Raw genomic sequence first — 23,972 nt, 5'->3', positions numbered from 1 at the left:
GGTTCTAATGAATGCACAAAGTTTCAATTCAAAAAAATATGCTTTAGCTTTTTTTATGTCCACATATTTGTTAGCTATTAGTTTTTTAAGTACAAGTGCTAGAGCAGCAAGTTTTACACAATTAGCTAACAAAACACCGGCTTTGAGCCATCTTTCGGAAGCACAGCGAAAAAATCAATGGAATCAATATAGTTTAGTAACCAAACAAGCAGCTTGGAAAGCAGCAAAGTTAGTACCTGATCTTAATCAAGCAATACTTGATGTACAAAATGGTTTTGATCCGAAACTTTTGTCTGATTCAAACACAAATATCCGACACAAAGCAAGAGAAAAAAATGCTGACATTACTTTATATATCGCACAAATAGCACAACCAGATTATGATAAAAAATTTAATGAATATATTAATCGAGGAGTAATTCCTACACCTGAAGAGGTAGGAGAAAACCTTGGAATAGTTTATGATCCTAGAAAAACAAACTCTACAATAGAAACAGATCAAAAAGTACGCCGTGCAGAAAAGGACAAGAAAGCAATAATAGATCGATATATTGATTTAGTAAAAATTGCACTTGTAGAAAAGGACTACACAACTACCGGCATGGTTCCTGAATTAGAAGAATTAACGAAAAAACTTAATATAGATAAAGCCAAAGCAAAACTTCGTAGGACTGCGATAAGAGATCAAGTTATGAAGAATAAAAAAGCAGAAATTATAACTATTGGAAAGATTCCTACACAAGAAACACTGCATAAACTTTTTGGTAAAGATAGAGAGTCAAATGATACAAAATATATTAATGATATAAGAATGCATGTTATGCATAATAAAAAACAGCATTATGTAGATACTAATCATATTCCTAACACTCACGAAATAATGAAAGAATTTAATATAGATAAAGGACATGCAAAGCTTTATCTAAAGCAAATAAAAGCTGAAACAGAAGTAAAACATCAAGCCGACAATAAACAAAATACTACTAAACCATTTACTAAACATTCTAGAACAACTACAGATACTGAAGAAAAATTTTCTCAATTTCCTTTTGACACACTTAAAAAAGAAAAACAACCATATTCTTTTGATCCTAGAAGTACTCTTGAACGCTTGCTTAAAGGAAAGGGGAATAATAATTTTACACAGTCCCAGCAAAATATATATAAAATAATACAACAAGAAGCAAACATTGAAGAATTTAAACATCTTATTAAAACAGAGCCTATAGCAGCACTAAATCTTGAAGTAGATAGTAGTTATAAAAAAGAAGCAGTAAATGCTATCTTAAGTGATTTTAATAATGATACTATTCAAAAAATATTATTTAGTGATGATAAGGGGAAATTAAATTTTAATACAAATATTGACGTCGAACATAAACCTATTCTAAAAGAATTATTTAAAAATAGCTCTGAAGAACAAAGAAAAAAAATTATTGAAAATATTAGCAAATATGCAAAAGAAAATATAATTCCTTTAGTATTTAAAGGAGAAGTGCGGCATGATAAATTATCAGATTTATTAAAACTGGCAGCAATTACAGACAAATCGATAGTAAAAAAAGTTCTAATGTTACAATTAGAGTTAAAAAATAATGTACACTCATATACTGCTCAAGGCAATGGTATATCTCCTGAAGGAATAAAAGTAATTAATGCAATACTAAGAAAATATCATGTTACAGAAAAAGATTTAAGTAGTTCGGAAATGATTAAGTTAGCAAATTCTTTTCACAGTCAGGGATTTGAAGATAGTATTAAAATTATGAGCTTTTCTGAGCAAGAATTAAATACGCAAATATATAATTTATTTGGATTAAGTATTCAAAATAAAACACATGGTAATGGTAACATGCCGCCGCTGCTACCACCACCACCACCACCACTGCCTCCTCTGTTTGGTAATCCTTATTTAGACAAGCTTAAAAGTACTCCTAAATTATATGATTTATATAATCAATTTATTCAAAATAATAAATCAAAAAATAAAAAAACCACTGAAAATATAACTAAAAGCAATACTCCAAAAAGAAGTGAACCAAAGACAGAATATGCTAAATTATATAAGCAATATAGAGCTGAGACAGGCGGTAAAAAAGCTGATGATTTACAAGATCAACTCATAAAGAAACAAAGTGATATTACAAATGTTATCCGCCAAATATTAACAGCATCATATGCTGAGCAAGGAATCAATACTGAAGATCTTATAACTTTATTTGGTAATCCAAATCCAGAAGTTACAGAAAAAGCGAAAGAAGTTTTTGTTATCCTTGTTCAAGACCCATATATACAAGATATAACCGTAAATGGTAAGAAAACAATAACAAGCGAAGCAATACTACAAAATCTTTTCAATGAAGATGCTGATGATGCAGTAGAACGTATTTTATTATCGTCGTGTAAAATATCTGAAGCATTAAAGAAGCCTATTGAACATGAATTAAATAAATCAAAATTGATGAGAGAATTAGAGAGTAAACAAAATCCATTTGAACAATTAAAATTTGCTTATGAAAAAGCAGCAATTCTTGGTCAAACGTTTGACACTAAGCTTGCAGAATTAATCAAAAACCCTGCTATATTAACAACCCAAGAGCAAATTAATTTTTTAACACAAGAAAATAACAAATTGAAAAAAGTAATTCATTCTGATCAAGCACAAGCTAAACTCGATAATTTAAGAACAGCTATTTTAAGTACAATAAAATTTGAAGAATTAACTACAGCAAATTTATCTCAAAATGATTTTATTGCTATAGTAAAAGAAAAAGATCCAGAATTATTAAAAGAGTTTTTAAAAGCTACTATTATCAAACATGAAAGTAATAATAATTTAGATCAATTAAGATTAGCTTTGCCTTCATTTACAGGCATGAGCGATCAACAAGTAAGAATTCTTTCTAGTAAATTAAATATGTATGTAATATTAAAGGCTCTTCAAAAATACGAGCAAGAAGAATCTAAAAATCACACTCATACCAGTAATATGCCACCGCCGCCACCACCACCGCCTGGTTCAAAAATTTTGCAAATAACTTATCTAAAAAATTTAGGGATTACTGAAGATTGGATAAATAGAATTACTAAATTAAATGAAAATATTAACACACATACTAGCAAAACAGTTCCACAGGTTTATGATTTTAACTCTGATATAGCTTTAAGATATAATGGATTTGCTTTATCGGGACAAAAATCAGCAGGACATAAAGCAAAATACTCTGATGCCGATTTGTTGCAAAAAGCTATAATAGAATCAATAGTACTTGAGCATTCAAAAAATGTATCTGAAGTCAATCAAAACACGCAATATTTTGAAAAAATGCAAGAAGCAGTTAGCACTATGAAATCTAGCTTTATAGGTCCTAGAACTGAAATAGGACAAGAAATACATAATATTTATACTTCTAAACTTTTGGAATTAACAAAAGATAAAGAATTTATTAGATATGTTGAAGATAATGTTAAACCTAGCAAAAAACGTACAGATGCATTAATAGCAGCGTTTACTTCTGTTAACTCTGATTTTATAGGTCCTATAACTGAAGATATACATAACATTTTTACACAGCAAATGACAAAATATACAGAAGAAGAGGTAAGAGAGGCATTTAATACTGCTAACTCTGATTTTATAGGTCCTAGAACTGAAATAGGGCAAGAAGTACATAATATTTATAATTCTAAACTTTTGGAATTAACAAAAGATAAAGAATTACTACTTTTTGTTGAAGAATTACTAACAGAATCTACTAATCTAGAACAAAAATATGGTAGTAATGTTCAGCCAGAAAATAAAGGTAAGAAAGAATCGCTTGTAGATAAAATGAAAAAACGATTACAACAAGAAAACAAAGTTAAAAATGATAAATCCTCAATAGAAAGTAATACAAAATATGAAGATAACGACGATAACAATAAAAAGTTAGAGTTATCTGATTCAAAAACTACTGTATCACAAATGTTATCAAATTCTAACGATAGCAAAAATGATAAATCCTTAACAGAAAGTGATACAAAATATGAAGATAACGACGATAACAATAAAAAGTTAGAGTTATCTGATTCAAAAACTACTGTATCACAAATGTTATCAGATTCTAACGATAGCAAAAATGATAAATCCTTAACAGAAAGTGATACAAAATATGAAGATAACGACGATAACAATAAAAAGTTAGAGTTATCTGACTCAAAAACTACTGTATCACAAATGTTATCAGATTCTAACGATAGCAAAAATGATAAATCCTCAGATGACAAAAAATCACTTCTAGCATTAAGATCTAGTGATGAAGAAGATGAAGGATATGAAACTGATGAAAAAGAACTAGAAGAAAGCAATAACACAACTGAAGAAGAATTTAAAAAAGATATACCTTTAGAAAGTGAAGATAAAACTATCAATATGTCATTAGAAACTGAAGAAATTGCAAGACAAGATGAGGCTGTATTAAAAGAACAGATATCTAAAGAAACTAATAACAAAGTAGCAATATTAGTTAAGGCAACTTCAACTCTTAATAAGTATATTCATCCTAGTATTTTAGCTAATAGACTTAATATTGGTATTATAGCTGCCGGTGATGAAGAAGCTAGTATAAATAGAGGATTATGGATTAGCGGCTTATACGGGATCAACAAACAAAGCGCTTGGAAGAATATTCCAAAATATCAAGGTCGTACAACCGGCATAACTATCGGGACTGATGCTGAATTCATCAATAGTCATGATGTTATAGGAATAGCTTATAGCCGTTTAAACTCTCAAGTTAAATATAATAAAAAACTAGGAAAAACAGCAATTAACGGTCATCTTTTAAGCATTTACGGTCAAAAAGAACTAATTAAAGGTTTCACGTTGCAAGCTATAACAACTTACAGTCATAATTATATTAAAAACAAATCTATAAGTACCAATAATATAATTGGAAAATATCAAAACAATAACGTAAGTTTTGAAAGCTTGTTAAATTATAAATATCGTACAAAATATGATTTATATTTAATCCCTAATATTAGCCTTAAATACGATTATTCAAGAGCTAGCAACTATAAAGAGTATAATGTAGATATAGAAAATTTAATGATTCAAAAGAAATCAAATCAATCATTTGAAAGTAGCCTTGGCGGTAAAATAGTGTTTAAGCCTATAGCAACCATAAGTAATATAGTATTAACACCAAGTTTGTACGGTAATATTGAGTATCACTTCAATAATAAAAATACAAAAGTTAATGCAAAAGCAACTTTTAAAGGACAAGCATTACAAGAAATAATTATTCTACCAAAACAACCTAAGCTTGGATATAATATCGGTAGTAATATACTTATGAGTAGAAAAAATATAAATGTTCTACTTGAGTATAATTATTATACGCATAAAAAATATCAAAGCCATCAAGGTCTTGTTAAACTAAAAGTTAATTTATAAATCAACAATAGCAAATTACTTATGTAATTTGCTATTGATTTAAAAGTTGTAGAAATCAAAGGTTAAAGTAGTTCTGCACCTCGAACTAGAGCGTATATAGATAGACGTAAGTGAGGATTCAAGTACTGGATCGACTTATAAATTACCTGTAGAAGCAAAGTGTAGAAAGATCTAATATATTAACTAAATAACAGATTATATAATAATTCACTATTCATATTAAGAAAGGATAAGTTAAAACTTATCCTTTCTTAAAGAATAAGCTTATTAAGCAAACTCCTGCATAAAATATTGGGGTACTAAATATAGTAAAAAATAGTTTAAATGAATAGCTATTAAGAACAAGATAATCTAATTGTTTAAGAGGGATAATATTAAACAAGCTCATAATCCCAATTACAATAAAAGTATCAATAAATAAAGAAATTGCCGTACTGAAATTGTTTCTTATCCATAAATATTTACCTTTAGTAATTTTACGTATCCATAAATAGATATTAATATCTAAAAGTTGAGCTATATAACAAGCAAAAGTTGATGCTAAAAAAGATATATGATATGAGCCAAAAACTTTATGAAAAGTTATGTTATCAACATTAGACCAATTAGTAGCTTCCAATTTATCCATAAGACTTATTATTAAAACTACTATTATATTAAAAATAATAGCAAGCTTTACACAAAAATTGGCTCTTTCTTTACTGTAAAACTCGGTTATCAAGTCAGTGAATAAAAAAGTTAACGGGTACAAAATTGTTCCTACAGACAATTCAAGAATATAAAAATTAAAAATATTAAGGGAAATAAATTTTTGATATATTAAGTTTCCTACTATAATAAGTACTGTAAAAAACGTACACAAAATGATATAAATCTTTTCTTTTATATTAAATTCTATAGACATTTTTAAAATTATTTTATGGGTATTTCCTAAAAAGAATTGTTTTGGTTAGCACTAGCTTTGAAGTCATTCCGGCGTAGGTGGAAATCTAGAAAAAATAACCTTAATATTAGTATAAAAATTACATATAACAATATAAAAATAAGTTTTTTATAATATTTTACCGTTTTCACGGTGATGACATCAATTGATAACAAGTAGTACATTCAAGATAACAACAATGTACTACAAAGATAGAATTATATTATGTAAGTGACAAGTATGAGAGGATATTAATAAGATAAAACTGTAACTATTTAGCTATAGGTAAACTATTTTCTGTTTGATTTTCTTCAATTTCATTAATCTTAGAAACTAAATCAGATTTCTTTTTTGAGGAAAGGTTAGCAAGTACTATTGCATTTATTAAAAATAATATCATAAGTATTACAGTGCTTTTAGTAAGAAAATTACTGACTGTTTTAGCACTGACCACTCCCATGTTATTACCACCGCTTATACTACTAATTCCATCTGATCCGCTACGCTGCATTAGAATAACTATAATTAACAATATTGCAATAGTAATATGTACAAAGAGAAGTATGTCTATCATAAAACAATCATTATCGTATTTTAATGAAAATTATACATTAGTTTTATATTATTTGCAACTTAGCTTTATAAAATAAACAGTATCTGATAGAAACTAGACTAAAATCAGTGTATGAGTTTTTCAAGCAAAGATAAAAACTTATAAAGCTTTGAATATATTAATGGTGCTACTAGGGGGAATTGAACCCCCGACCTCTTCATTACCAATGAAGTGCTCTACCCCTGAGCTATAGTAGCCTAAACCTTATTTCAAAATCTTTGTGCCACATATTTGCTATTAAATCAAGAAGAATTTTTGAATTTGTTATATTATTTCATCTTATTAGCTTTGCATCTTATCTAAACTTCTATTTTTGTAAAAAGATAAAGCAATCAATGCAAAAATACAGCTTAATATGATGTAATAAACTGCCGAGGTTACATGACCTGTTTTTTGTACTAAATATTCAAAGACAAGAGGCGTAGTACCGCCAAAAATACTTGTAGCAGTGTTATATGAAATAGAGAGAGCGGTATTACGTATATTTGCATGGTAAAATTCTGCTTGCAATGCCGGTTCAGGACCAATATAGCTAGCGGCAAGTACTGCCAATATAAATTGTGAGATAATTATGCTCGTGAAGTCGCCATTCTTAAAGTTATTAAGTAAAAACGGTGTCATTACAATAATTATTACAAGATTAATTACAAAAATTTTTCTGCGACCTATAATATCGGATAAATAACCACTTAATAAAGTTACGGCTATCATAATCACGTAACATACGCTAGCGAGACTATTTACCTCATCTTCAGTGAAATTACGGCTGATTTTTAGGAATGATACTAAGTAAATTGTAGTTAGGTAGAATATTATCGAACCCGGAGCATTGATAAAAATTGAGATTAATATATCAAACCAATGATTGGTAATAACTTTTTCTAACGGTGACTGTAAAATCTTTTTCTGCTCTCTTAGGTTTTTAAAATTCGGTGTTTCGTCGGTATGTTTTTTAATATAAAATGCTGCAAAAAGAATAAAAAAACCAAGTAAAAAAGGTATTCTCCAGCCAAAATTATCAAATTGTGAAGCTGTGAGGATGTGCCTGACTATATAAGAAACAAAAGCACCGAGCAGTAAACCGGAGCATATACTAGACATTAAAATACTACCGGTGAAGCCTCGGTGTTTAGAGCTAGTATGCTCAATAACAAATGAAATAGAACCGGTCAAAGCTCCTCCCATCGATAATCCTTGCAAAATTCTAACGATAATCATTAATATGGTAGCAGTAATGCCGATAGTATGATAGGTCGGTAATATTCCGATTAACACGGTTGGAGCAGACATGCAAAATAATGCACTAGTTAAGGCTACTTTTCGTCCAAATCTATCACCTATAACACCAAAAAATATTCCTCCAAGAAGTCTTGCTAAATAGCCTATCGCAAAAACTAAAAAAGCTTGTAGTAAAGCAGTATTAGCTTCATCATTCGGGAAGAATTTAGCTCCGATTATAGGTGCAAAATAACCGAATAATACATAATCGTACCATTCAAAAGTATTGGCGATAACACTTGAAAATACTAGTTTACTGCGATTCATGTTTTCTGCTCATGGCTTTTTTTTCGGAGTATATTATAAATAAGGTGGCAGGAATTATTATTACTGCTCCATAGAGTGTGCTTTTATCAGGAAATTCATTAAATATTAAATATGCTGCTATTGCTGAAATTACAAGCTCTAAATATCTATAAGGAGCAGTAGCGGTAGCATCTACCATAGAAAAGGCTTTAAGCAGGAAGAATAATATTATGCTTCCACTACTACCGAGTACAAATAATAAAACTAATTCAAAACTACTGGGAGTTAGCCAATACTGAGATGCTACAGGTAGCGATACTATAGCAGTTACTATTGCAGAATAAAATAGCATACTAATCATCGATTCTTTTATTACAAATTTTTTATTAATAATGTCAAGCATAGCAAATGAAATAGCCGCTAATACAAAATACAAAATTTCGGGATTAAAATCCTCTGCATGCGGTTTAAGCGTAATAACAAGCCCTATAAATCCTACTATGGTAACCACCCACCTTTGCCAAATAATATTTTCGTTAAGAAAAAATACGGCAAGTATTAAAGTAAATAAAGGGATAGAAAAACTTATGACGGTTGCAGTCGTAACAGGAGCAATAGTAAGACCGTAAGTCCATGCAGTCATACCGAAAAATAATAATAATCCTCTTAATATATGTACAAAAGGACTACTTGTCTTTAAGGTATTTTTACCGTAATAAGCAACAAAAGGTAGTAAAACTATACTACTAAAAAAGAAACGGAAAAAAGCTACCTCAAAGCTATCTAAACGAGTCCCCAGATATTTAGACATTACATCATTGGCACTACTACTGACTAAACTAAGTAAAAACCAACCTATACCAGTTAAATATGTTTTTAATGCATCATTCATTAATATACCCAAATTCCTATAAATTTATTAAATGTCTTGACTTTTAGCATAAAAGCATTCTATCTTTTATGACAAAGGTATAAACAAAAATTTTATATAATATATATGGTAATCAATTTTAAGCAAGTAAAGGTTATAATTATATGTTAAGAATAGTGAAAAAATTAGGGATAACTTTGCTTGTGTCTAGCATAAGCATGAGTAGTTTTGCTAAAAGCATGTACAATGATATAGACTCTACTGAGTACTATGATAGTACACCGTATTACGAAAACGAAGGAAGTTTAGTTTTCAAGGTGCGTCTAGGTGCTACTTTTTCAAGTGCTAAGCAAAAAGGACTACCTCCTCCTACCTCTACTCAACCCGTTTCAGTAGGAGAAGTTGCAAAAAATGGTTATGGCGGTAATGCATCCACTACTATATTCTTTAACAATTATTTAGCTACTGAATTATCACTTGGCTTTAATGTTTTACGTACCAAGTATAAAGCCATTGCAAATGTTGCTCATAATTACGGTGCTGTCACTAAACTAGGAAAATATAAACCAATTTATATGATTCCTGCAACGATTACCGGACAGTTTCATATAGCTCCTTACGGTGGGATAAGACCGTATATAGGTCTAGGTTATCACGGGTCTTATATGCTTACGCAAGCAACCAGTCTTAAAATTAGAAACGGACATGGTGCTGTAGGACAAATAGGTGTAGATTTTTACGCTAAAGATGATACTTTAATCAATCTAGACGTAAAACAATTTTTGTTAAATCCTAAACTTGAATACAAACCAAATTTAGTAGGTAATAAAACCGTCACCTCTAAAGTTAAACTTAATCCTTTAATAGTTTCTATAGGTATAGGATTTCCTTTTTAAGGATAGTGAATTTTGCTGTTTCCCGCGTAGGCAGGAATCTAGTAAAATAAGTAATTCATATATGTCTCTGCAGATTATCCAATTACTATATTTAGCTTCTGCTATTTGTTTTATTTTATCCCTCAAATTCTGATCCTCACAGAAACAAGCACGTTTAGGTAGTACTATAGGTATTTTGGGGATGACAATAGCAAGTCAGCGTTACTTTTTTCCTACCTGATTTTACTCATAAATTACCAATTATAACTACTAATATTATTAGGCAGTATAATTGGAGGAATTATTGCACTTAAAATTTCTATAACGGCAATGTCTCAATTAGTTGCAGGCTTTCACTCTTTTGTCGGTCTTGCTGCAGTATTTGTAGCTTACACTACAGTACTTGCTCCTGAAAATTTTTCTACAGGAATAGTAGGCAGCTTACCAATTAATTCATTAATAGAAATCTCACTTGACGTTTCTATAGGTGCATTAACTTTTAGTGGTTCGGTAATAGCGTTTCTAAAATTGGCTTAATAAAAAGTAGCCAGTTAAAATTCTATGGTCAGCAATAATATTAGTTCTTTTGATAAGATCATTTATTCGTTCAGAGAGTATATTTTTATTTAATCTAATAGTCTTTGTATCGCTGTTAATTGGAGTATTATTGATAATACCTATAGGCGGTGCAGATATGCCGGTTATAGTATCTATGCTAAATTCATACTCAGGTTTTGCGGCAGCAGGTATAGGCTTTACACTTAGTAATAGCCTACTCATTATTACTGGAGCATTGGTAGGCAGAGTAGCGGGGACTTTAGCTAAATATAATGTGTAAAGCTATGAACCGCTCATTAATTAAGGTTTTTTTTGTGGCATTTTTACCTCACCCCGCAGGAATTAATAAAGATATAGAAGATGATAAAATAGCAAAAACAAGCTGCCCTGCAGATGCGGCACATTAATGCATCATCGGTGATAATTGTCCCGGGTTACGGTATAGCAGTAGCCTAATCTCAACATATCATAAAAGAGATGGTTAATATATTAGAGCATTCAAATATTAATGTACGTTTTGCCGCACATCCAGTAGCCGGTAGAATGGCCCCCAGGGGGGGCATATGAATGTTTTACTTGCAGAAGCTAATATAGATTATGAAAAAGTACTTGAGCTTGAAGAAATTAATAGAGATTTCGCTACTACTAACGTAGTGCTTGTGATTGGCGCAAATGATGTAACTAATCACGCCACTAAAAATGATCCGAATAGTCCAATTTATGGTATGCCAGTACTCGATGTTGAAAAAGCCCACACTATTTTGTTTATTAAACGCTCTATGGCATCAGGATATGCAGGCATAGAAAATGAACTATTTTATCATGATAATACTTTTATGCTATTTGGAGATGCTAAGAAAGTAGTTGAGGAAATCGTTCAGTTTTTAAATGAAGATTAGGATGTAATATATCATTCCCACATAGGAGAAAATTCAACTCTTTTCTATATCATACTGTGATCACTCCACAGGTATCAATAAAAAAATACTGGATGGATTCCACTACAAGCTTGGCTTTATTTGTTGCATAGATCGATTTTTTCGTCATTGCGAGGGAAATTATACAGTAATTGATGAAGCAATACAGTTAAAAATGCTAATTTATAGCATTTTTTTATTACTTGCTTTTAGCTATAAAATGACATTGATCATTTTAAATGAAGATTGACTTAAATAACTCTATTTGTTATAACTTTTCAAATTAAGCCAAAAAACAATTATCATGAATGCGCAAAAAATATTACCGCTTCTGCCAAAAGCCACAGCTATGTGGTTAATTGAACATACTTCTTTAACTTTTAAACAAATTGCCGATTTTTGCGGTATTCATGAATTTGAAATAAAAGGTATGGCTGACGGTGAGGTAGCACAATCTATAAAAGGTTTAAGTCCAATTGCAAACGGTCAATTAACTTTAGAGGAAATTGAACGTTGCAGTAAAGATCCTAATACTAGCTTACAAATTTCATATAGTCCAACTGATGAATTGATGAAAAATCAGAAAAAACAACGTGCTAAATATATCCCTATAGCAAGACGTCAAGATAAACCGGATGCTATATATTGGTTATTATCTAATTATCCGAACATCCAAGACCATCAAATAATTAAACTAGTAGGTACTACTAAAACTACTATCAATGCTATTAGGACCCGTAGTCATTGGAATATGAATTCTATTCGTCCTCGTGATCCTGTATTACTGGGAATCTGTAGTCAAATAGACCTAAATAAAATAGTAGAAGTCTTAAAACCTATACAAAATCCTACAAAAGAATCATAAAATTATAATAACTTCTATTCTGCGGAAGAATTGCTTGCATGGATCATTGTCTGATTATTATCCCCAACGACTTGATTGTGGGATCCAGTTAAAAATACTAAAATTATTAGTATTTTAAGTTTGTATTTCCGTGGTCAAGCTAGGGTGGATACCTGAACGTGTTTTTTGATCTATACAATAAGGGCTAGTAAATTCTCACAATGATAACTTGTTATCAACATAATCAAGGTTTCCTCACAAAGCGAAATTTTTTTATGGATTAAAAAAGTGTATTACTGTCTAATAAGTCGTTTATTGCTAGGTAAATTATAATTTTGATCTAGAGAACGATATGGACAAATATCAATCCCTCCACGCCTAGTATATACTATATAAATAGAAAGAAAATCAGGATTTATCGAGTTATTAATGTCTGTAAAAATACGCTCGGCACACTGCTCTGCAAATTCATTATAATTTCTAAAAGATATTAGATATTTTAGGAAAGAATCATGTTTTAACTTTTTTCCTCTATATTTTATAACGATTGTACCCCAATCCGGCTGACCGGTTACTAAACAATTTGATTTTAGTAAATTAGAATTAATCTCTTCTTCTACCAAAACATCTTCATACTCAATTAAACTATTATCGGGTGGACAGTAATTATTGCATTCTATATTTAAATCATCGATATTTTTACCGCTTGGAAGACCAAATTCTATTTTTGTATTTATAGGAAATATCTGTCCTGTTACTTTAGCGTGTGTAACATTACTTAGGTCCTGCAAGATAATTCTTTCTAATTCTTCTATTGATTCAACAACAAAGTTATTAAAAGAATTTAGATATAATTTAAATGATTTTGACTCTACTATATTTTCAGAATCCGTTGGTATATAAAAAGTGCCTACTCCAACCCATGGCTTACCATTCTTATTAAGACAAGATAGTTCATATGTATTCCAAATATCTACACCGTAAAACGGAAGATTATTACTATTTATTCCAAGTTCGTTTCGATTATTTATACGTGGAATTTTAAATAATAAAGTTGCATCGTAACTATCTTTATAAGTACTATTTTTACCAAGTAAAGAAGCAGATAAAGGCATTAATTATGCTCCTTGTGCTAAAATTTCTTTTTGTTGTAATTCATCATATTCTTTTAGCATATAACCGCGTCCCCATACTGTATCAATATAATCTCTACCGCCGGCAGCATCACTTAGCTTTTTACGAAGCTTACAAATAAATACGTCAATAATTTTTATTGCCGGTTCGTCAACACTATTATATAAGTGATTTAAGAACATTTCTTTAGTTAAAATAGTGCCTCTTCGAAGTATTAATAGCTCTAAAACAGCATATTCTTTGTTTGTCAAATGTACTTTTTTGCCTTCAACTTCTACACTTCTAGTATCTAGGTTTACACTAACCTTATCAAATCTAAATACTGATGCTACATGACCTTTAGAACGTCTAACTATAGCTTTAATTCTAGCAATTAATTCCTCTCTTACAAACGGCTTGGTTAGATAATCATCGGCTCCGAAAGAGAAACCAGTAATTTTTTGATCCGTATCCGTTAAGCTAGATAGAATTAAGATAGGGGTTTTTATTTTTGCAGCACGCAATCTTAGTAATATTTCAAAACTATTAATATCAGGTAACATAAGATCTAAAATCACTAGATCATAACCACTGACTTTAGCAAGCCTTAAATCTTCTACACCAACTGAAGCTTTATCGCAAACTATACCCTCTGAAGCTAAAGTTAGCTCTATTAAGTTCGCCATTTCCGGCTTGTCTTCAATTAACAAAACTCTCATTGTTTTTCTCCATAAAATAATTTTTATATTGTGTTATAATTTAATTACAGTTAGTTATTGTTAATTAATTTATAATTTTTTATCTAGTGCTTTATACATTCATTAATAATATAAGTAAAGAATATTTAAACATATTGATAAAATTTTTACTATTATATCTTATCTATATTGATTTAAAAACCATGACGTTTAAAACGAAGTGTATTTAATAATTAAATGATTTTCTTAGTTTTGATGCTCCGACATTTTTTTATGATATAAGGCACCAAAGTCTATAGGATCAATCATTAAAGGCTGGAATCCTGCATCTTGAGTACAACTAGCTATAATTTTTCTAGCAAATGGGAATATCATTGCCGGGCAATGAACGGATAATAAAATCGGATGTTGTTCAGAATCAATATTAATTAAATTAAATACTCCGGCATATTTTAATTCTATCTGAAATAATGTATATTTTTCATTTCTTGCAATTGCTTCGATATTTAACTCTACTTCATAGAAATTTTCTTCCGATAAATTAGTAATATTTATATCTAGAGATAAATCAATTTGAGGGCGTTGATCCAAAGCTGCAAGAGAAGATGGGGCAGAAGGGTTCTCAAGAGATAAATCTTTTATATATTGTGCATTAACGGAAATATGAGGCATTACCTCATTCGTATTAGTATTTATTGTACTCATAAAGATCCTTATTAAAAATATTATATTTATAATTACTTACTTAATAGTATTATTGTTTTTTAAAGTAAGAACTAATAAATTTTTTAAATAAAAAAGTTATGTTAATGGTAAAGTTACGCCTACTTGTTTCATATATTTTCCTTGTCGATCAGCATATGAAGTATCACACATTTGATCACTGTTTAAAAATAAAAACTGACAAGCTCCTTCATTTGCATATATTTTAGCAGGTAATGGAGTAGTATTAGAAAACTCTAAAGTTACATGTCCTTCCCACTCTGGCTCTAAAGGAGTCACATTTACTATTATACCGCACCTTGCATAAGTGGACTTGCCGACACAAATAACTAATATATCACGTGGTACTTTAAAATATTCTATAGTTCTGCCAAGGGCAAAACTATTAGGTGGGATAATACACACATCTACTTCTCTATCAACTAAATTATATTCACTGAAATTTTTTGGATCAACCGTAGTAGAATTAATATTGGTAAATATTTTAAATTCATTAGATACTCTAGCATCATAGCCGTAAGAAGATAAACCATAAGAAATAATCTTGTCTTTATTATGAACTCTGACCTGCTTTTCCACAAATGGTTTAATCATACTTTGATTTATAACAGCTTCTTTTATCCACTTATCTGACATAATAGCCATAATCAAAACTTAATTTAATTAATAAACTAATGATTATAACTCATAATTATTTACAATACAAAATTTTTCTTTAAAACTATAAGTCTAAGGTTACTTGAATAATGATAGTGGTAATAATACAACATTATCTATTTAAAATTAAATTATTACAAATTAAAATAGTTTTTTATTGTCAATTATTATAAAGCATTGTTATACTTTAGTGTAGTTAGATTTATATACTGAAAGTTTATTTTTTAGTATTTTTATAAATTATTATTTAGTTTTATGGAGACTTCAATAAATGAAAAATTTATTATTAGCTACAAGTATTGTTTGCTTCGCATCGGCTTGTCTTGCCACAAAAAATCCAACACCTATTATTTCTAATTCTGATACTTCAATAAAATTAGAAGGATTTTATTTACTTGAAAGTGGTTACATTAAACAGGATCATTTAATTTTATTTGATAAAAATGTAACCGATAACAGGAAAAAGTTAGGGTTCTATACAGAAGCAGCGTTTGCGGCAACTATTACTAAAACTATTAATGATATAATAGCAGGTGCTAAAATAGTGCTTCAGCCTACTACAAGAGTAAAAACCTCTACAAGTTATAATGGATCACATATCTTTATTGAAACTAGTTACGGTAAAACAGAACTCGGCTCTCCTGCTGATGCAAGTGCTAAATTACGTATTACTGGCTCTCAAGTAACTGCAGGTACTGGGGGGTGGTCTAGATATGCTCTACTCAATGGTCAGCATATGAGGTATAAAGGCTTAAAGCCGGATTTTGATACTAATGCTAGCTTTTATCTTGAATCATACTCGAATTATTTTGATCAAATCAATGATAAAACTGAAAGAGCTAGAAGAGTAAACTTTTTTACGCCTAAAATGAAAGGCTTCCAAGCCGCTATCTCTTATACTCCCGATACTGCTAATACAGGTGGTAATAGATATATAAATAATTTAATGCCTGACAAAAGTTCAGGAAGCAATGTGATTAGCGTTTCTAAAACTGGAATACAGAGGGTTAAATTAGAAAATAATGAAGCTATGACTATCAATCAGAATATTAGAGATGCTTTTTCTGCTGGCTTAACTTATGAACATGAAATTAGTGAAGATACAGACTTAAAATTATCTGTTACCGGAGAATACGGCAAGCCTGCTCGTCGTCTTATTCATACTAAAATGGACAGAACTAAAGGAGTAGAGGTTCTAAATACTTATAAGCTGTCTAATTTAAAAGCATATAATCTTGGAGCAGTATTTACTTACGGTAATTTCTCTTGCGGAGCTTCTTACGGTAGTTTAGGTAAAAGCTTAACCGCTAAAGAATATTATAAAGTCGGTCGTGATACCTATTATTACAATGGAGCAGTTGCTTATAGGCAAGGACCTATAAAAACAAGCCTTGAATATCTCAAAACTTCAAGATATAAAAATACTGTTAACACTGTAAGCTTAGCTACTGAATATAAGATCATGCCTGGTTTATTACCATATGCTGAAATTTCTCATTTCCAAGCTAAAGGTAAGCCTGTATATTACCCTGAAGCACCTCGTAAGACAACACGAGGTACTGTTGGTCTTATAGGTACAAAACTTAAGTTTTAATTGTTTACAAATTTACATCGTTTTATAGCCGATTAGCATTATTGTAAGAGTTAACAAAATTACTTACAAACTCATTATGCTCTATGAGAATAAAATAATTTCATCATTATTATAATCAAGGCATAGAGCAATCTTATGCCTTGATTATTTAACTTTTTTAATCGAACTATTATAGTTCGTTATTGCAATAGCCTTGTTTACTCTTCTGTTACACTTCTGAACCATTGGTTTAGTCTGCAGCTTTCTAATTCTTGTCAAATTATGCTTAGCTTTGTAACGTGAGTACCACAAGCGAATCCTAAAAATTCGCTTGTATCAAACCATATAAAATATACTGGGTTTCTTATATACACTAAATTTTTATTACGATGATGAAAACCTGTTATTTTTAGGGAAACCCATAGGCGGTAATTTACCTGCACCACCTCTTTTCCCTAAAAAGGTAATAATATTTTTCTCGAGCTTTACTTTTCCATTGTTATTCCAGCCTAAACCATCTTCTTTATTAAATATTTTAACATCGAGAAGCTTTGCATCTTTAAATTTTTGTAACGTTACACCTTGTCCTTTTTTCATTTCAGGTATTTCATCTATATTAAACACAAGCAATTTACGGCTCTCACCGATGCAAGCAACACTATCTCCATTTGCAGGCAAGCAAGTAATGCATATATGTCCATTTGGTACGTTCATAATTTGCTTTCCTGTTTTTGTTTGAGCAATTACTTCGTTTGAATTAACTAAAAATCCCTTACCTATGCTACTTGCAAGTAATAAAAGCTGATCAGGTTTATAGACTAAAATATTAGTAATATCATTATTGCCTATATCCACAAGTAACTTTATAGATTCCTCCGTTCCTTTACCTTTGGAAATATTATCGGCAAGTAACGTAAAAAACCTCCCTTCTGAACTAACTATTAATAGTTTATCGGTCGTATAAGCTTTTAAAATAAATTTTTCTGTGTCACCTTCTTTATATTTAATATTCGATAAATCATTGTTATGACCTTTGAACGAACGTACCCACCCCATTTTTGAGCAGATAATAGTAATCGGTTCTTTAGTAATGAAAGCCGTTATATCAACTACTTGATTCGTAAGCGTTACTTCTTCAAAGTAGGTCCGCCTTGCTCCTATTACTGTATTTAATCCAAATTTTGTTTGTACTGTTTTTATTTCTTTTTTAACTACTTTCCATAGTTCTTTAGGATTATTTAAAATCTCTTCTAATATGACTTGTTGTTTTTTTAAATTACTATGTTCATTAATAATTTTCTGTTCTTCAAGCCTGTGAAGCGAACGAAGACGGGTATTTAATATCGCTTCTACCTGTATTTCGGTTAGCTTAAACCAGTTGATCATTATCGCTTTGGGCTCATCCTCTTCACGAATAATTTTAATGATTTCATCAAAATTTAGATAAGCTATTCTAAGTCCTTCTAGAATTTCTAAACGATGCTGGATTTTATTTAAAAGATAAGTTGACCTGCGAGTAACAATACTTTGCCTATGATCTAGAAACTCTTGTAAAATCTCTAAAATATTCATTACTCTCGGTACGTTATTACTACCTATTACATTCATATTTAGTTGAATTCGGCTTTCTAAATTCGTTAGCTTGAATAGAGACTCCATAACTACCTGCGGATCACAATTACGATCTCTTGGCTCTATAACCAACCTGATAATATCGGTTGATTCATCTCTAATATTGCTAACAAGCGGGATTTTTTTATCCTTTAGTAATATCGCTATTTGTTCTATGAGTTTTGATTTTTGCACTTGATAAGGTATTTCAGTGACAACTATCTGATATGTACCGTAACTTAACTCCTCTTTTTTCCATCTGCTTCTCACTCTAAGACTACCACGTCCCGTACTATATGCAGCATTAATAACTTCAGCTTTATCAATAATTATGCCACCAGTCGGAAAATCAGGACCTTTAATAAAGTTCATTATATCGTTAACTTCAGCTTTCGGATGGTCGATTAAATGTATTAGAGCATCACATAACTCATGTAAATTATGCGGCGGTATATTGGTTGCCATGCCGACTGCTATCCCTTCAGAACCATTAGCTAGTAAGTTCGGAAAACTTGCCGGCATTATTACTGGTTCTAAATCGGAATCATCATAAGTAGGGCGAAAATCTACCGTATCCTTATCAATATCATCCATTAATAACATACATATCTCAGTCATACGTGATTCAGTATAACGCATAGCCGCTGCATTATCGCCATCTATAGAGCCGAAATTGCCCTGTCCATCAATTAAAGGATAACGTAATGAAAAATATTGAGCAAGACGCACTAAAGTATCATATACCGCACCATCACCGTGCGGGTGATATTTACCGATCACATCACCAACTACTCTTGCACATTTCTTATAGCCAGAATTCGGTTCAAGCCTTAGCTGTAGCATGGCGTATAATAACCTACGATGTACAGGCTTAAGTCCATCACGTACATCAGGAAGCGAACGCGACATAATTGTTGATAATGCATAAGCAAGATAACGCTCCGATAATGCATTACCAAAATCAATATTTTCTATTTTAGCTTGTTTCATAAAATGTTTAGTATTTGTTTTTGTTGTATTGACTCCTATTTCATTCCCGCGCAAAGTTTGTTACATAGCTCGATTTTTTTGTTGTCATCCTGCTACTTGATCACGGGATCGAGTTTAAAATACTAAAATTTTAGCATTTTTAGTTGTATTTCTAGATAGTAAAGTCAACTATGCTAATAAAACATCATTTTAACACACAACTCTGCTTGTTATAAGCTAATTTCTTACAAACCACTTTAGCTTGACTAAGACTTCCATAATCACCAGCTAAGATTAAATAGAAAAATTTGCCGTCGTCATATTTAACTTTTTTGGTTGTGATAACAACATTTTGAAGAATTTTCGGGAATCTCTTTTTTATTCTTTCCCCTTCCTGTATTGCTTCTACTTCAGATTTTACCGAACCAAGTTGTACTTTATAATTTCCATTATTTTTACAATTTTTAGCATTACTAGCCTTATCTTTAGTTCCTTTTTCAAGCTTTATTATATTTAAATCTGTTTCATTTTTGGAGTTATTACTTGGCTCTATTAATGCAATAAGGTTAGATATTTCATCAAAAGATTCATCGCTTTGACTTTGGTTGCAAGAATCTATATTTATAGGTTTCTCAGGATCAGGAAGCAATTTTACAGTTTTAATATTTATATCTTTAGCAATAAGATTTTCATATATCGTACTATGTACTGCTGCTTGGTTATTTTCTATTATAGACGGTTTTATTTTTGTAGGCAGCTCATCAGGATAAATAGTTATTATCGGCTTGCTACTCTGATAATATTGATAAGCAAAATAAATAGCAGATATACATATTAAACACCCTATACATATTTTAACAAAAATATTATTGATCATAAATAAAATACTCTAGCTGTCATTCCCACAAAAGCGTTAATAACACAGCAAGTTTAGTACTAACGTTTACAATAATTACATTTTATTCATTGGTTCTACACCTATCACTTCAAAACCGCTAGCTATAACTTTTTGTATAGCTTTAGCAAGAGCAAGACGGGCGGTAGTTAATTCTTTATTGTTTTCAATTACAAATCTATAGTCACTATTTTCTTTACCAAAGTTCCATATAGAATGAAATTTTGAAGCTAAATTTATTAAATACAATGCTATACGATGTGGTTCAAAATATTTTGCAGATACTTCTAATGTTTTTGTCCATGCAGCTAAAAGTTTTATGATGTCGATTTCTTCTTCTGATGATAATAATGATAAATCATATATACCAGCCTCAAAGCTACTATAAGATTCCGGCATTAGTTCCATAGCTTTTGATAAAATTGATACTGTTCTTACATGTGCATATTGTACATAAAAGATAGGATTTTCTCTTGATTGTTCTTTCACTTTTACTAAATCAAAATCAAGCGGCTTATCATTTTGTCTAGTCAACATCATAAACCTTATGATATCTTTACCCACCTCATGATTTACATCTTGCACACTAGCAAAGTTTCCAAGACGTTTTGACATTTTAACGGGCACACCATTTTCAATAAAATTGACCAATTGACAGATTTTAACATCTACTTTAATCTGCTCTTTGCCTAGAGCTTTAACTATTGCCTCAATTCTTTTAACATATCCACTATGATCAGCACCAAGTACATAAATTAAGTGATTAGCTCCTCTATCTATTTTATCCTTAGCATATGCAAGATCGGAAGCAAAATACGACCAACTTCCGTCAGCTTTTTCTATAGGGCGATCTTGACTATCACCATACTTGGTAGATTTAAATAATTTTTGAACTCTGTTATCCCATTTTGCATGAATTTTACCCTTAGGAGCAGGTAGCGTACCTTCATAAATTAGCCCCATATTAGTAAGTAATTTAACTATTTCCTCTATTTTACCTTTATCATGTAATGACTGTTCAGAGAAAAATAGATCATGTTTAATACCTAACTCTTCTAAATCTTTTCTATTTAAATCAAGCATCTTTTCTACAGCAAAATTTTTGACTATTTTGAACCGTTCCTCTTCATCCATCACTAATAATTTATTACCATATTCTTTCACTAAAATTTGTCCAACCGGAATTAAATACTCTCCTGGATATAAACCAACAGGGATAGTAATTTTTTCGCCTAAAGCTTCTCTATAACGTAATAATACTGTACTAACTAAATCATTTATTTGTGATCCTGCATCATTAACATAATATTCCTTTGTAACATTGTAACCTACCTTTTGCAAAATTCTTGCTAAAACATCGCCATATACTGCTCCTCTAGCATGACCTATATGCATTGGACCAGTGGGATTGGCTGAAACATACTCGATATTAATATATTTGTTCTTATCTATATCAATTTCAAAAAACTTTCCTTCGTGCTGTAGAATATTTTTTATTGCTATCTGCCAACTTTCCGCTTTTATAGTAAAATTAATAAAGCCCGGCCCTGCTATTTCTATACTTGCAATATAAGGTAATGTTATCAGTATTTCTTTAAATTTCAGTGCCACCGTACGTGGAGGCATATTTTCTTTAGCAGCAATGATCATTGCAATATTACTTGATAAATCACCATTAAAATTATCTTTCGACGTTTCAATAGTAACAATATTCGCTATTTCTTGATTATTATATAATTGCCGGCTTGCTGCAATTATGTCTTGTTTCAATTGATTAAATATATTCATAATTTTATATGTTATTAAAAATGTACAGATAGACTTTCTGCATAACGTTAATAAGGAGGAACTTGTAGGAGACACTTCCGCAGCAAACCGCAGCGTTACATTTAACTTATTATGTAAAGATTTGAGTACTGGATCAACGTACAAATTACCCTTAGAAGCAAGTTATGCAGAAAGTCTAACAAAGTTGATTATATGCCTGAATAGCAAAGCGATCTGTCATACCTGCTATATAATCGGCAATAACTCTAGCTTTACTATATATTTCATTAGAGTCTATTAGCATTTTCCAATTCACCGGTAATAAATTAATATCATCCATATAAACCTTAAACAAACCTTGTACGATTTTAGTACACTTAAGGCTGATGGCTGTAATTTTATTACTTTTATAAACCCGCTCATGTAGAAACTTTTTAGTTTCCTTAATACGTTCATTAGTGTTTGCCGTAAAATCCACTAGCTGATAATTTAAATTACGTATCTCATCTATATCAGTAATTTTTTCTTTATTTAAATTTTCTTTTGTTTGCCATAATAAATCCGTAATCAATTCATGCATTAGCTTACGTACTACCTCATAAATAAGACACGAGGAGCTAATATTTTTAAATTTTGACTTAAGTGCAAAAACATACTGATCAATATATTTAAGTTCAGCAAGACTATTAAAATCGATAATTTTAGCACCGATACTATCTTCCAAATCATGTGAAATATAACTAATATCATCGGCAAGTGCTGCTATTTGTGCCTCTGCAGATGCATATGTATCAAGCTCTAAATCATTTTGTTTATTATACTCTGCTATATATTCATTTATCTCACAAGTTATAGGACCGTTATGTTTTACAATTCCTTCTAAAACTTCCCATGTTAAATTCACTCCATTATAAGCCGCATATCTTTTTTCAAGTAATGTTAGTATCTTTAAAGATTGAGCATTATGGGAAAAGCCGTTATAATCTCTCATACATGCGTTTAAAGCTCTCTCTCCAGCATGACCAAAAGGCGTGTGACCAAGATCGTGAGCAAGTGCTATTGTTTCAGCTAAGTCACTTGATAAATTTAAAGTATTAGCAACCGAACGTGCAACAGCTGAAACCTCTAGAGAATGAGTTAATCTATTCCTATAATGATCTCCTTCGTGATTAATAAAAACCTGAGTTTTATACTGTAAACGCCTAAATGCATTAGTATGAATGATGCGATCACGATCACGTTCAAACTCATTTCTATACGTGTTCGGAATCTCCTTATATAATCTCCCCCTACTTTTAAGAGGATCGGAAGCATATGAAGCTAGCATCGTTATCCTTTATTTTAAAAGGCATTTTACATGGATCAAAAAAAGTGTCCAATGTTAATTCCCGCCTTCGTGGGAATT

Annotated in this window: 16 protein-coding genes, 1 tRNA gene and 1 pseudogene; 5 read left to right on the top strand and 13 right to left on the bottom strand. The window is 30.6% G+C overall.

Going from position 1 to position 23,972, the window contains the following annotated elements:
• Positions 1 to 7 precede the first annotated feature (7 nt).
• The gene (locus tag A1E_RS00380) at positions 8 to 5,437 is read left to right on the top strand and encodes an autotransporter outer membrane beta-barrel domain-containing protein (RefSeq protein WP_012148232.1); all 5,430 of its coding nucleotides are present in this window, start codon (positions 8 to 10) and stop codon (positions 5,435 to 5,437) included.
• 241 nt (positions 5,438 to 5,678) lie between these two features.
• On the opposite strand, the gene A1E_RS00375 is transcribed toward A1E_RS00380, so the two are convergent.
• The 5 genes from A1E_RS00375 to A1E_RS00355 form a co-directional block, all read right to left on the bottom strand.
• Positions 5,679 to 6,341 carry a queuosine precursor transporter gene (locus tag A1E_RS00375; RefSeq protein WP_012148231.1) on the bottom strand — a complete coding sequence of 221 codons (663 nt, stop codon included), beginning with the start codon at positions 6,339 to 6,341 and terminating at the stop codon, positions 5,679 to 5,681.
• Between the two features lie 289 nt (positions 6,342 to 6,630).
• Complete coding sequence (gene secG / locus A1E_RS00370) at positions 6,631 to 6,933, bottom strand: preprotein translocase subunit SecG (protein ID WP_012148230.1); 303 nt, start codon at positions 6,931 to 6,933, stop codon at positions 6,631 to 6,633.
• A gap of 161 nt (positions 6,934 to 7,094) precedes the next feature.
• Positions 7,095 to 7,169: transfer RNA gene (locus tag A1E_RS00365), tRNA-Thr, on the bottom strand.
• 85 nt (positions 7,170 to 7,254) lie between these two features.
• Positions 7,255 to 8,517, bottom strand: coding sequence for an MFS transporter (locus A1E_RS00360; protein WP_012148229.1), 1,263 nt, complete (start codon positions 8,515 to 8,517; stop codon positions 7,255 to 7,257).
• Entirely contained in the window at positions 8,504 to 9,388 is an 885-nt protein-coding gene (locus A1E_RS00355; RefSeq protein ID WP_012148228.1) for a DMT family transporter, read from the bottom strand. Before A1E_RS00355 ends, A1E_RS00360 begins: the two co-directional genes overlap by 14 nt.
• A gap of 143 nt (positions 9,389 to 9,531) precedes the next feature.
• On the opposite strand from A1E_RS00355, the gene A1E_RS00350 reads away from it, so the two are divergent.
• The 3 genes and pseudogenes from A1E_RS00350 to A1E_RS00335 all read left to right on the top strand — a co-directional run bounded on the left by A1E_RS00350 (position 9,532) and on the right by A1E_RS00335 (position 12,582).
• Positions 9,532 to 10,263 (top strand): OmpW family outer membrane protein, encoded by a 732-nt coding sequence (locus tag A1E_RS00350; protein ID WP_012148227.1) that lies wholly within the window; start codon positions 9,532 to 9,534, stop codon positions 10,261 to 10,263.
• Between the two features lie 181 nt (positions 10,264 to 10,444).
• Positions 10,445 to 11,699: pseudogene (locus tag A1E_RS07055) on the top strand (NAD(P)(+) transhydrogenase (Re/Si-specific) subunit beta).
• A gap of 322 nt (positions 11,700 to 12,021) precedes the next feature.
• On the top strand, positions 12,022 to 12,582 hold the full coding sequence (locus tag A1E_RS00335; protein WP_012148224.1) for a cell cycle transcriptional regulator TrcR: 561 nt from the start codon (positions 12,022 to 12,024) through the stop codon (positions 12,580 to 12,582).
• A gap of 272 nt (positions 12,583 to 12,854) precedes the next feature.
• Here the strand turns inward: A1E_RS00335 and queF are convergent, their stop codons facing one another.
• The 4 genes from queF to dcd form a co-directional block, all read right to left on the bottom strand.
• Complete coding sequence (gene queF, locus A1E_RS00330; RefSeq protein WP_012148223.1) at positions 12,855 to 13,676, bottom strand: NADPH-dependent 7-cyano-7-deazaguanine reductase QueF; 822 nt, start codon at positions 13,674 to 13,676, stop codon at positions 12,855 to 12,857.
• Positions 13,677 to 13,679: 3 nt separating this feature from the next.
• Positions 13,680 to 14,393 carry a response regulator transcription factor CtrA gene (gene ctrA, locus A1E_RS00325; RefSeq protein WP_012148222.1) on the bottom strand — a complete coding sequence of 238 codons (714 nt, stop codon included), beginning with the start codon at positions 14,391 to 14,393 and terminating at the stop codon, positions 13,680 to 13,682.
• 225 nt (positions 14,394 to 14,618) lie between these two features.
• Entirely contained in the window at positions 14,619 to 15,077 is a 459-nt protein-coding gene (gene secB, locus A1E_RS00320; RefSeq protein ID WP_012148221.1) for a protein-export chaperone SecB, read from the bottom strand.
• 96 nt (positions 15,078 to 15,173) lie between these two features.
• On the bottom strand, positions 15,174 to 15,740 hold the full coding sequence (gene dcd / locus A1E_RS00315) for a dCTP deaminase (RefSeq protein ID WP_012148220.1): 567 nt from the start codon (positions 15,738 to 15,740) through the stop codon (positions 15,174 to 15,176).
• 283 nt (positions 15,741 to 16,023) lie between these two features.
• On the opposite strand from dcd, the gene A1E_RS00310 reads away from it, so the two are divergent.
• Positions 16,024 to 17,346 (top strand): porin, encoded by a 1,323-nt coding sequence (locus A1E_RS00310; RefSeq protein WP_012148219.1) that lies wholly within the window; start codon positions 16,024 to 16,026, stop codon positions 17,344 to 17,346.
• Positions 17,347 to 17,709: 363 nt separating this feature from the next.
• Here A1E_RS00310 and parC read toward each other — a convergent pair whose 3' ends face one another.
• The 4 genes from parC to A1E_RS00290 form a co-directional block, all read right to left on the bottom strand.
• Positions 17,710 to 19,926, bottom strand: coding sequence for a DNA topoisomerase IV subunit A (gene parC / locus A1E_RS00305; RefSeq protein ID WP_012148218.1), 2,217 nt, complete (start codon positions 19,924 to 19,926; stop codon positions 17,710 to 17,712).
• Positions 19,927 to 20,110: 184 nt separating this feature from the next.
• A complete protein-coding gene (locus tag A1E_RS00300; RefSeq protein WP_012148217.1) occupies positions 20,111 to 20,782 on the bottom strand; it encodes an SPOR domain-containing protein in 672 nt (223 codons plus the stop codon).
• A 75-nt stretch (positions 20,783 to 20,857) separates the two neighbouring features.
• On the bottom strand, positions 20,858 to 22,588 hold the full coding sequence (gene argS, locus A1E_RS00295; protein ID WP_012148216.1) for an arginine--tRNA ligase: 1,731 nt from the start codon (positions 22,586 to 22,588) through the stop codon (positions 20,858 to 20,860).
• A gap of 175 nt (positions 22,589 to 22,763) precedes the next feature.
• Positions 22,764 to 23,894 carry a deoxyguanosinetriphosphate triphosphohydrolase gene (locus tag A1E_RS00290; RefSeq protein ID WP_012148215.1) on the bottom strand — a complete coding sequence of 377 codons (1,131 nt, stop codon included), beginning with the start codon at positions 23,892 to 23,894 and terminating at the stop codon, positions 22,764 to 22,766.
• Positions 23,895 to 23,972: the final 78 nt, after the last annotated feature.

Source organism: Rickettsia canadensis str. McKiel (genome assembly GCF_000014345.1).
Taxonomy (GTDB): Bacteria; Pseudomonadota; Alphaproteobacteria; order Rickettsiales; family Rickettsiaceae; genus Rickettsia; species Rickettsia canadensis.
Note: the sequence above shows the minus strand (reverse complement) of the source record. Positions and strands in the feature narration are given on the sequence as shown.

Excerpts from the sequence above, each read along its gene's own strand:
- A1E_RS00380 (WP_012148232.1), top strand. The coding sequence starts at position 8 with ATGAATGCACAAAGTTTCAATTCAAAAAAATATGCTTTAGCTTTTTTT.
- A1E_RS00375 (WP_012148231.1), bottom strand. The coding sequence starts at position 6,341 with ATGTCTATAGAATTTAATATAAAAGAAAAGATTTATATCATTTTGTGT.
- secG (WP_012148230.1), bottom strand. The coding sequence starts at position 6,933 with ATGATAGACATACTTCTCTTTGTACATATTACTATTGCAATATTGTTA.
- A1E_RS00360 (WP_012148229.1), bottom strand. The coding sequence starts at position 8,517 with ATGAATCGCAGTAAACTAGTATTTTCAAGTGTTATCGCCAATACTTTT.
- A1E_RS00355 (WP_012148228.1), bottom strand. The coding sequence starts at position 9,388 with ATGAATGATGCATTAAAAACATATTTAACTGGTATAGGTTGGTTTTTA.
- A1E_RS00350 (WP_012148227.1), top strand. The coding sequence starts at position 9,532 with ATGTTAAGAATAGTGAAAAAATTAGGGATAACTTTGCTTGTGTCTAGC.
- A1E_RS00335 (WP_012148224.1), top strand. The coding sequence starts at position 12,022 with ATGAATGCGCAAAAAATATTACCGCTTCTGCCAAAAGCCACAGCTATG.
- queF (WP_012148223.1), bottom strand. The coding sequence starts at position 13,676 with ATGCCTTTATCTGCTTCTTTACTTGGTAAAAATAGTACTTATAAAGAT.
- ctrA (WP_012148222.1), bottom strand. The coding sequence starts at position 14,393 with ATGAGAGTTTTGTTAATTGAAGACAAGCCGGAAATGGCGAACTTAATA.
- secB (WP_012148221.1), bottom strand. The coding sequence starts at position 15,077 with ATGAGTACAATAAATACTAATACGAATGAGGTAATGCCTCATATTTCC.
- dcd (WP_012148220.1), bottom strand. The coding sequence starts at position 15,740 with ATGGCTATTATGTCAGATAAGTGGATAAAAGAAGCTGTTATAAATCAA.
- A1E_RS00310 (WP_012148219.1), top strand. The coding sequence starts at position 16,024 with ATGAAAAATTTATTATTAGCTACAAGTATTGTTTGCTTCGCATCGGCT.
- parC (WP_012148218.1), bottom strand. The coding sequence starts at position 19,926 with ATGAAACAAGCTAAAATAGAAAATATTGATTTTGGTAATGCATTATCG.
- A1E_RS00300 (WP_012148217.1), bottom strand. The coding sequence starts at position 20,782 with ATGATCAATAATATTTTTGTTAAAATATGTATAGGGTGTTTAATATGT.
- argS (WP_012148216.1), bottom strand. The coding sequence starts at position 22,588 with ATGAATATATTTAATCAATTGAAACAAGACATAATTGCAGCAAGCCGG.
- A1E_RS00290 (WP_012148215.1), bottom strand. The coding sequence starts at position 23,894 with ATGCTAGCTTCATATGCTTCCGATCCTCTTAAAAGTAGGGGGAGATTA.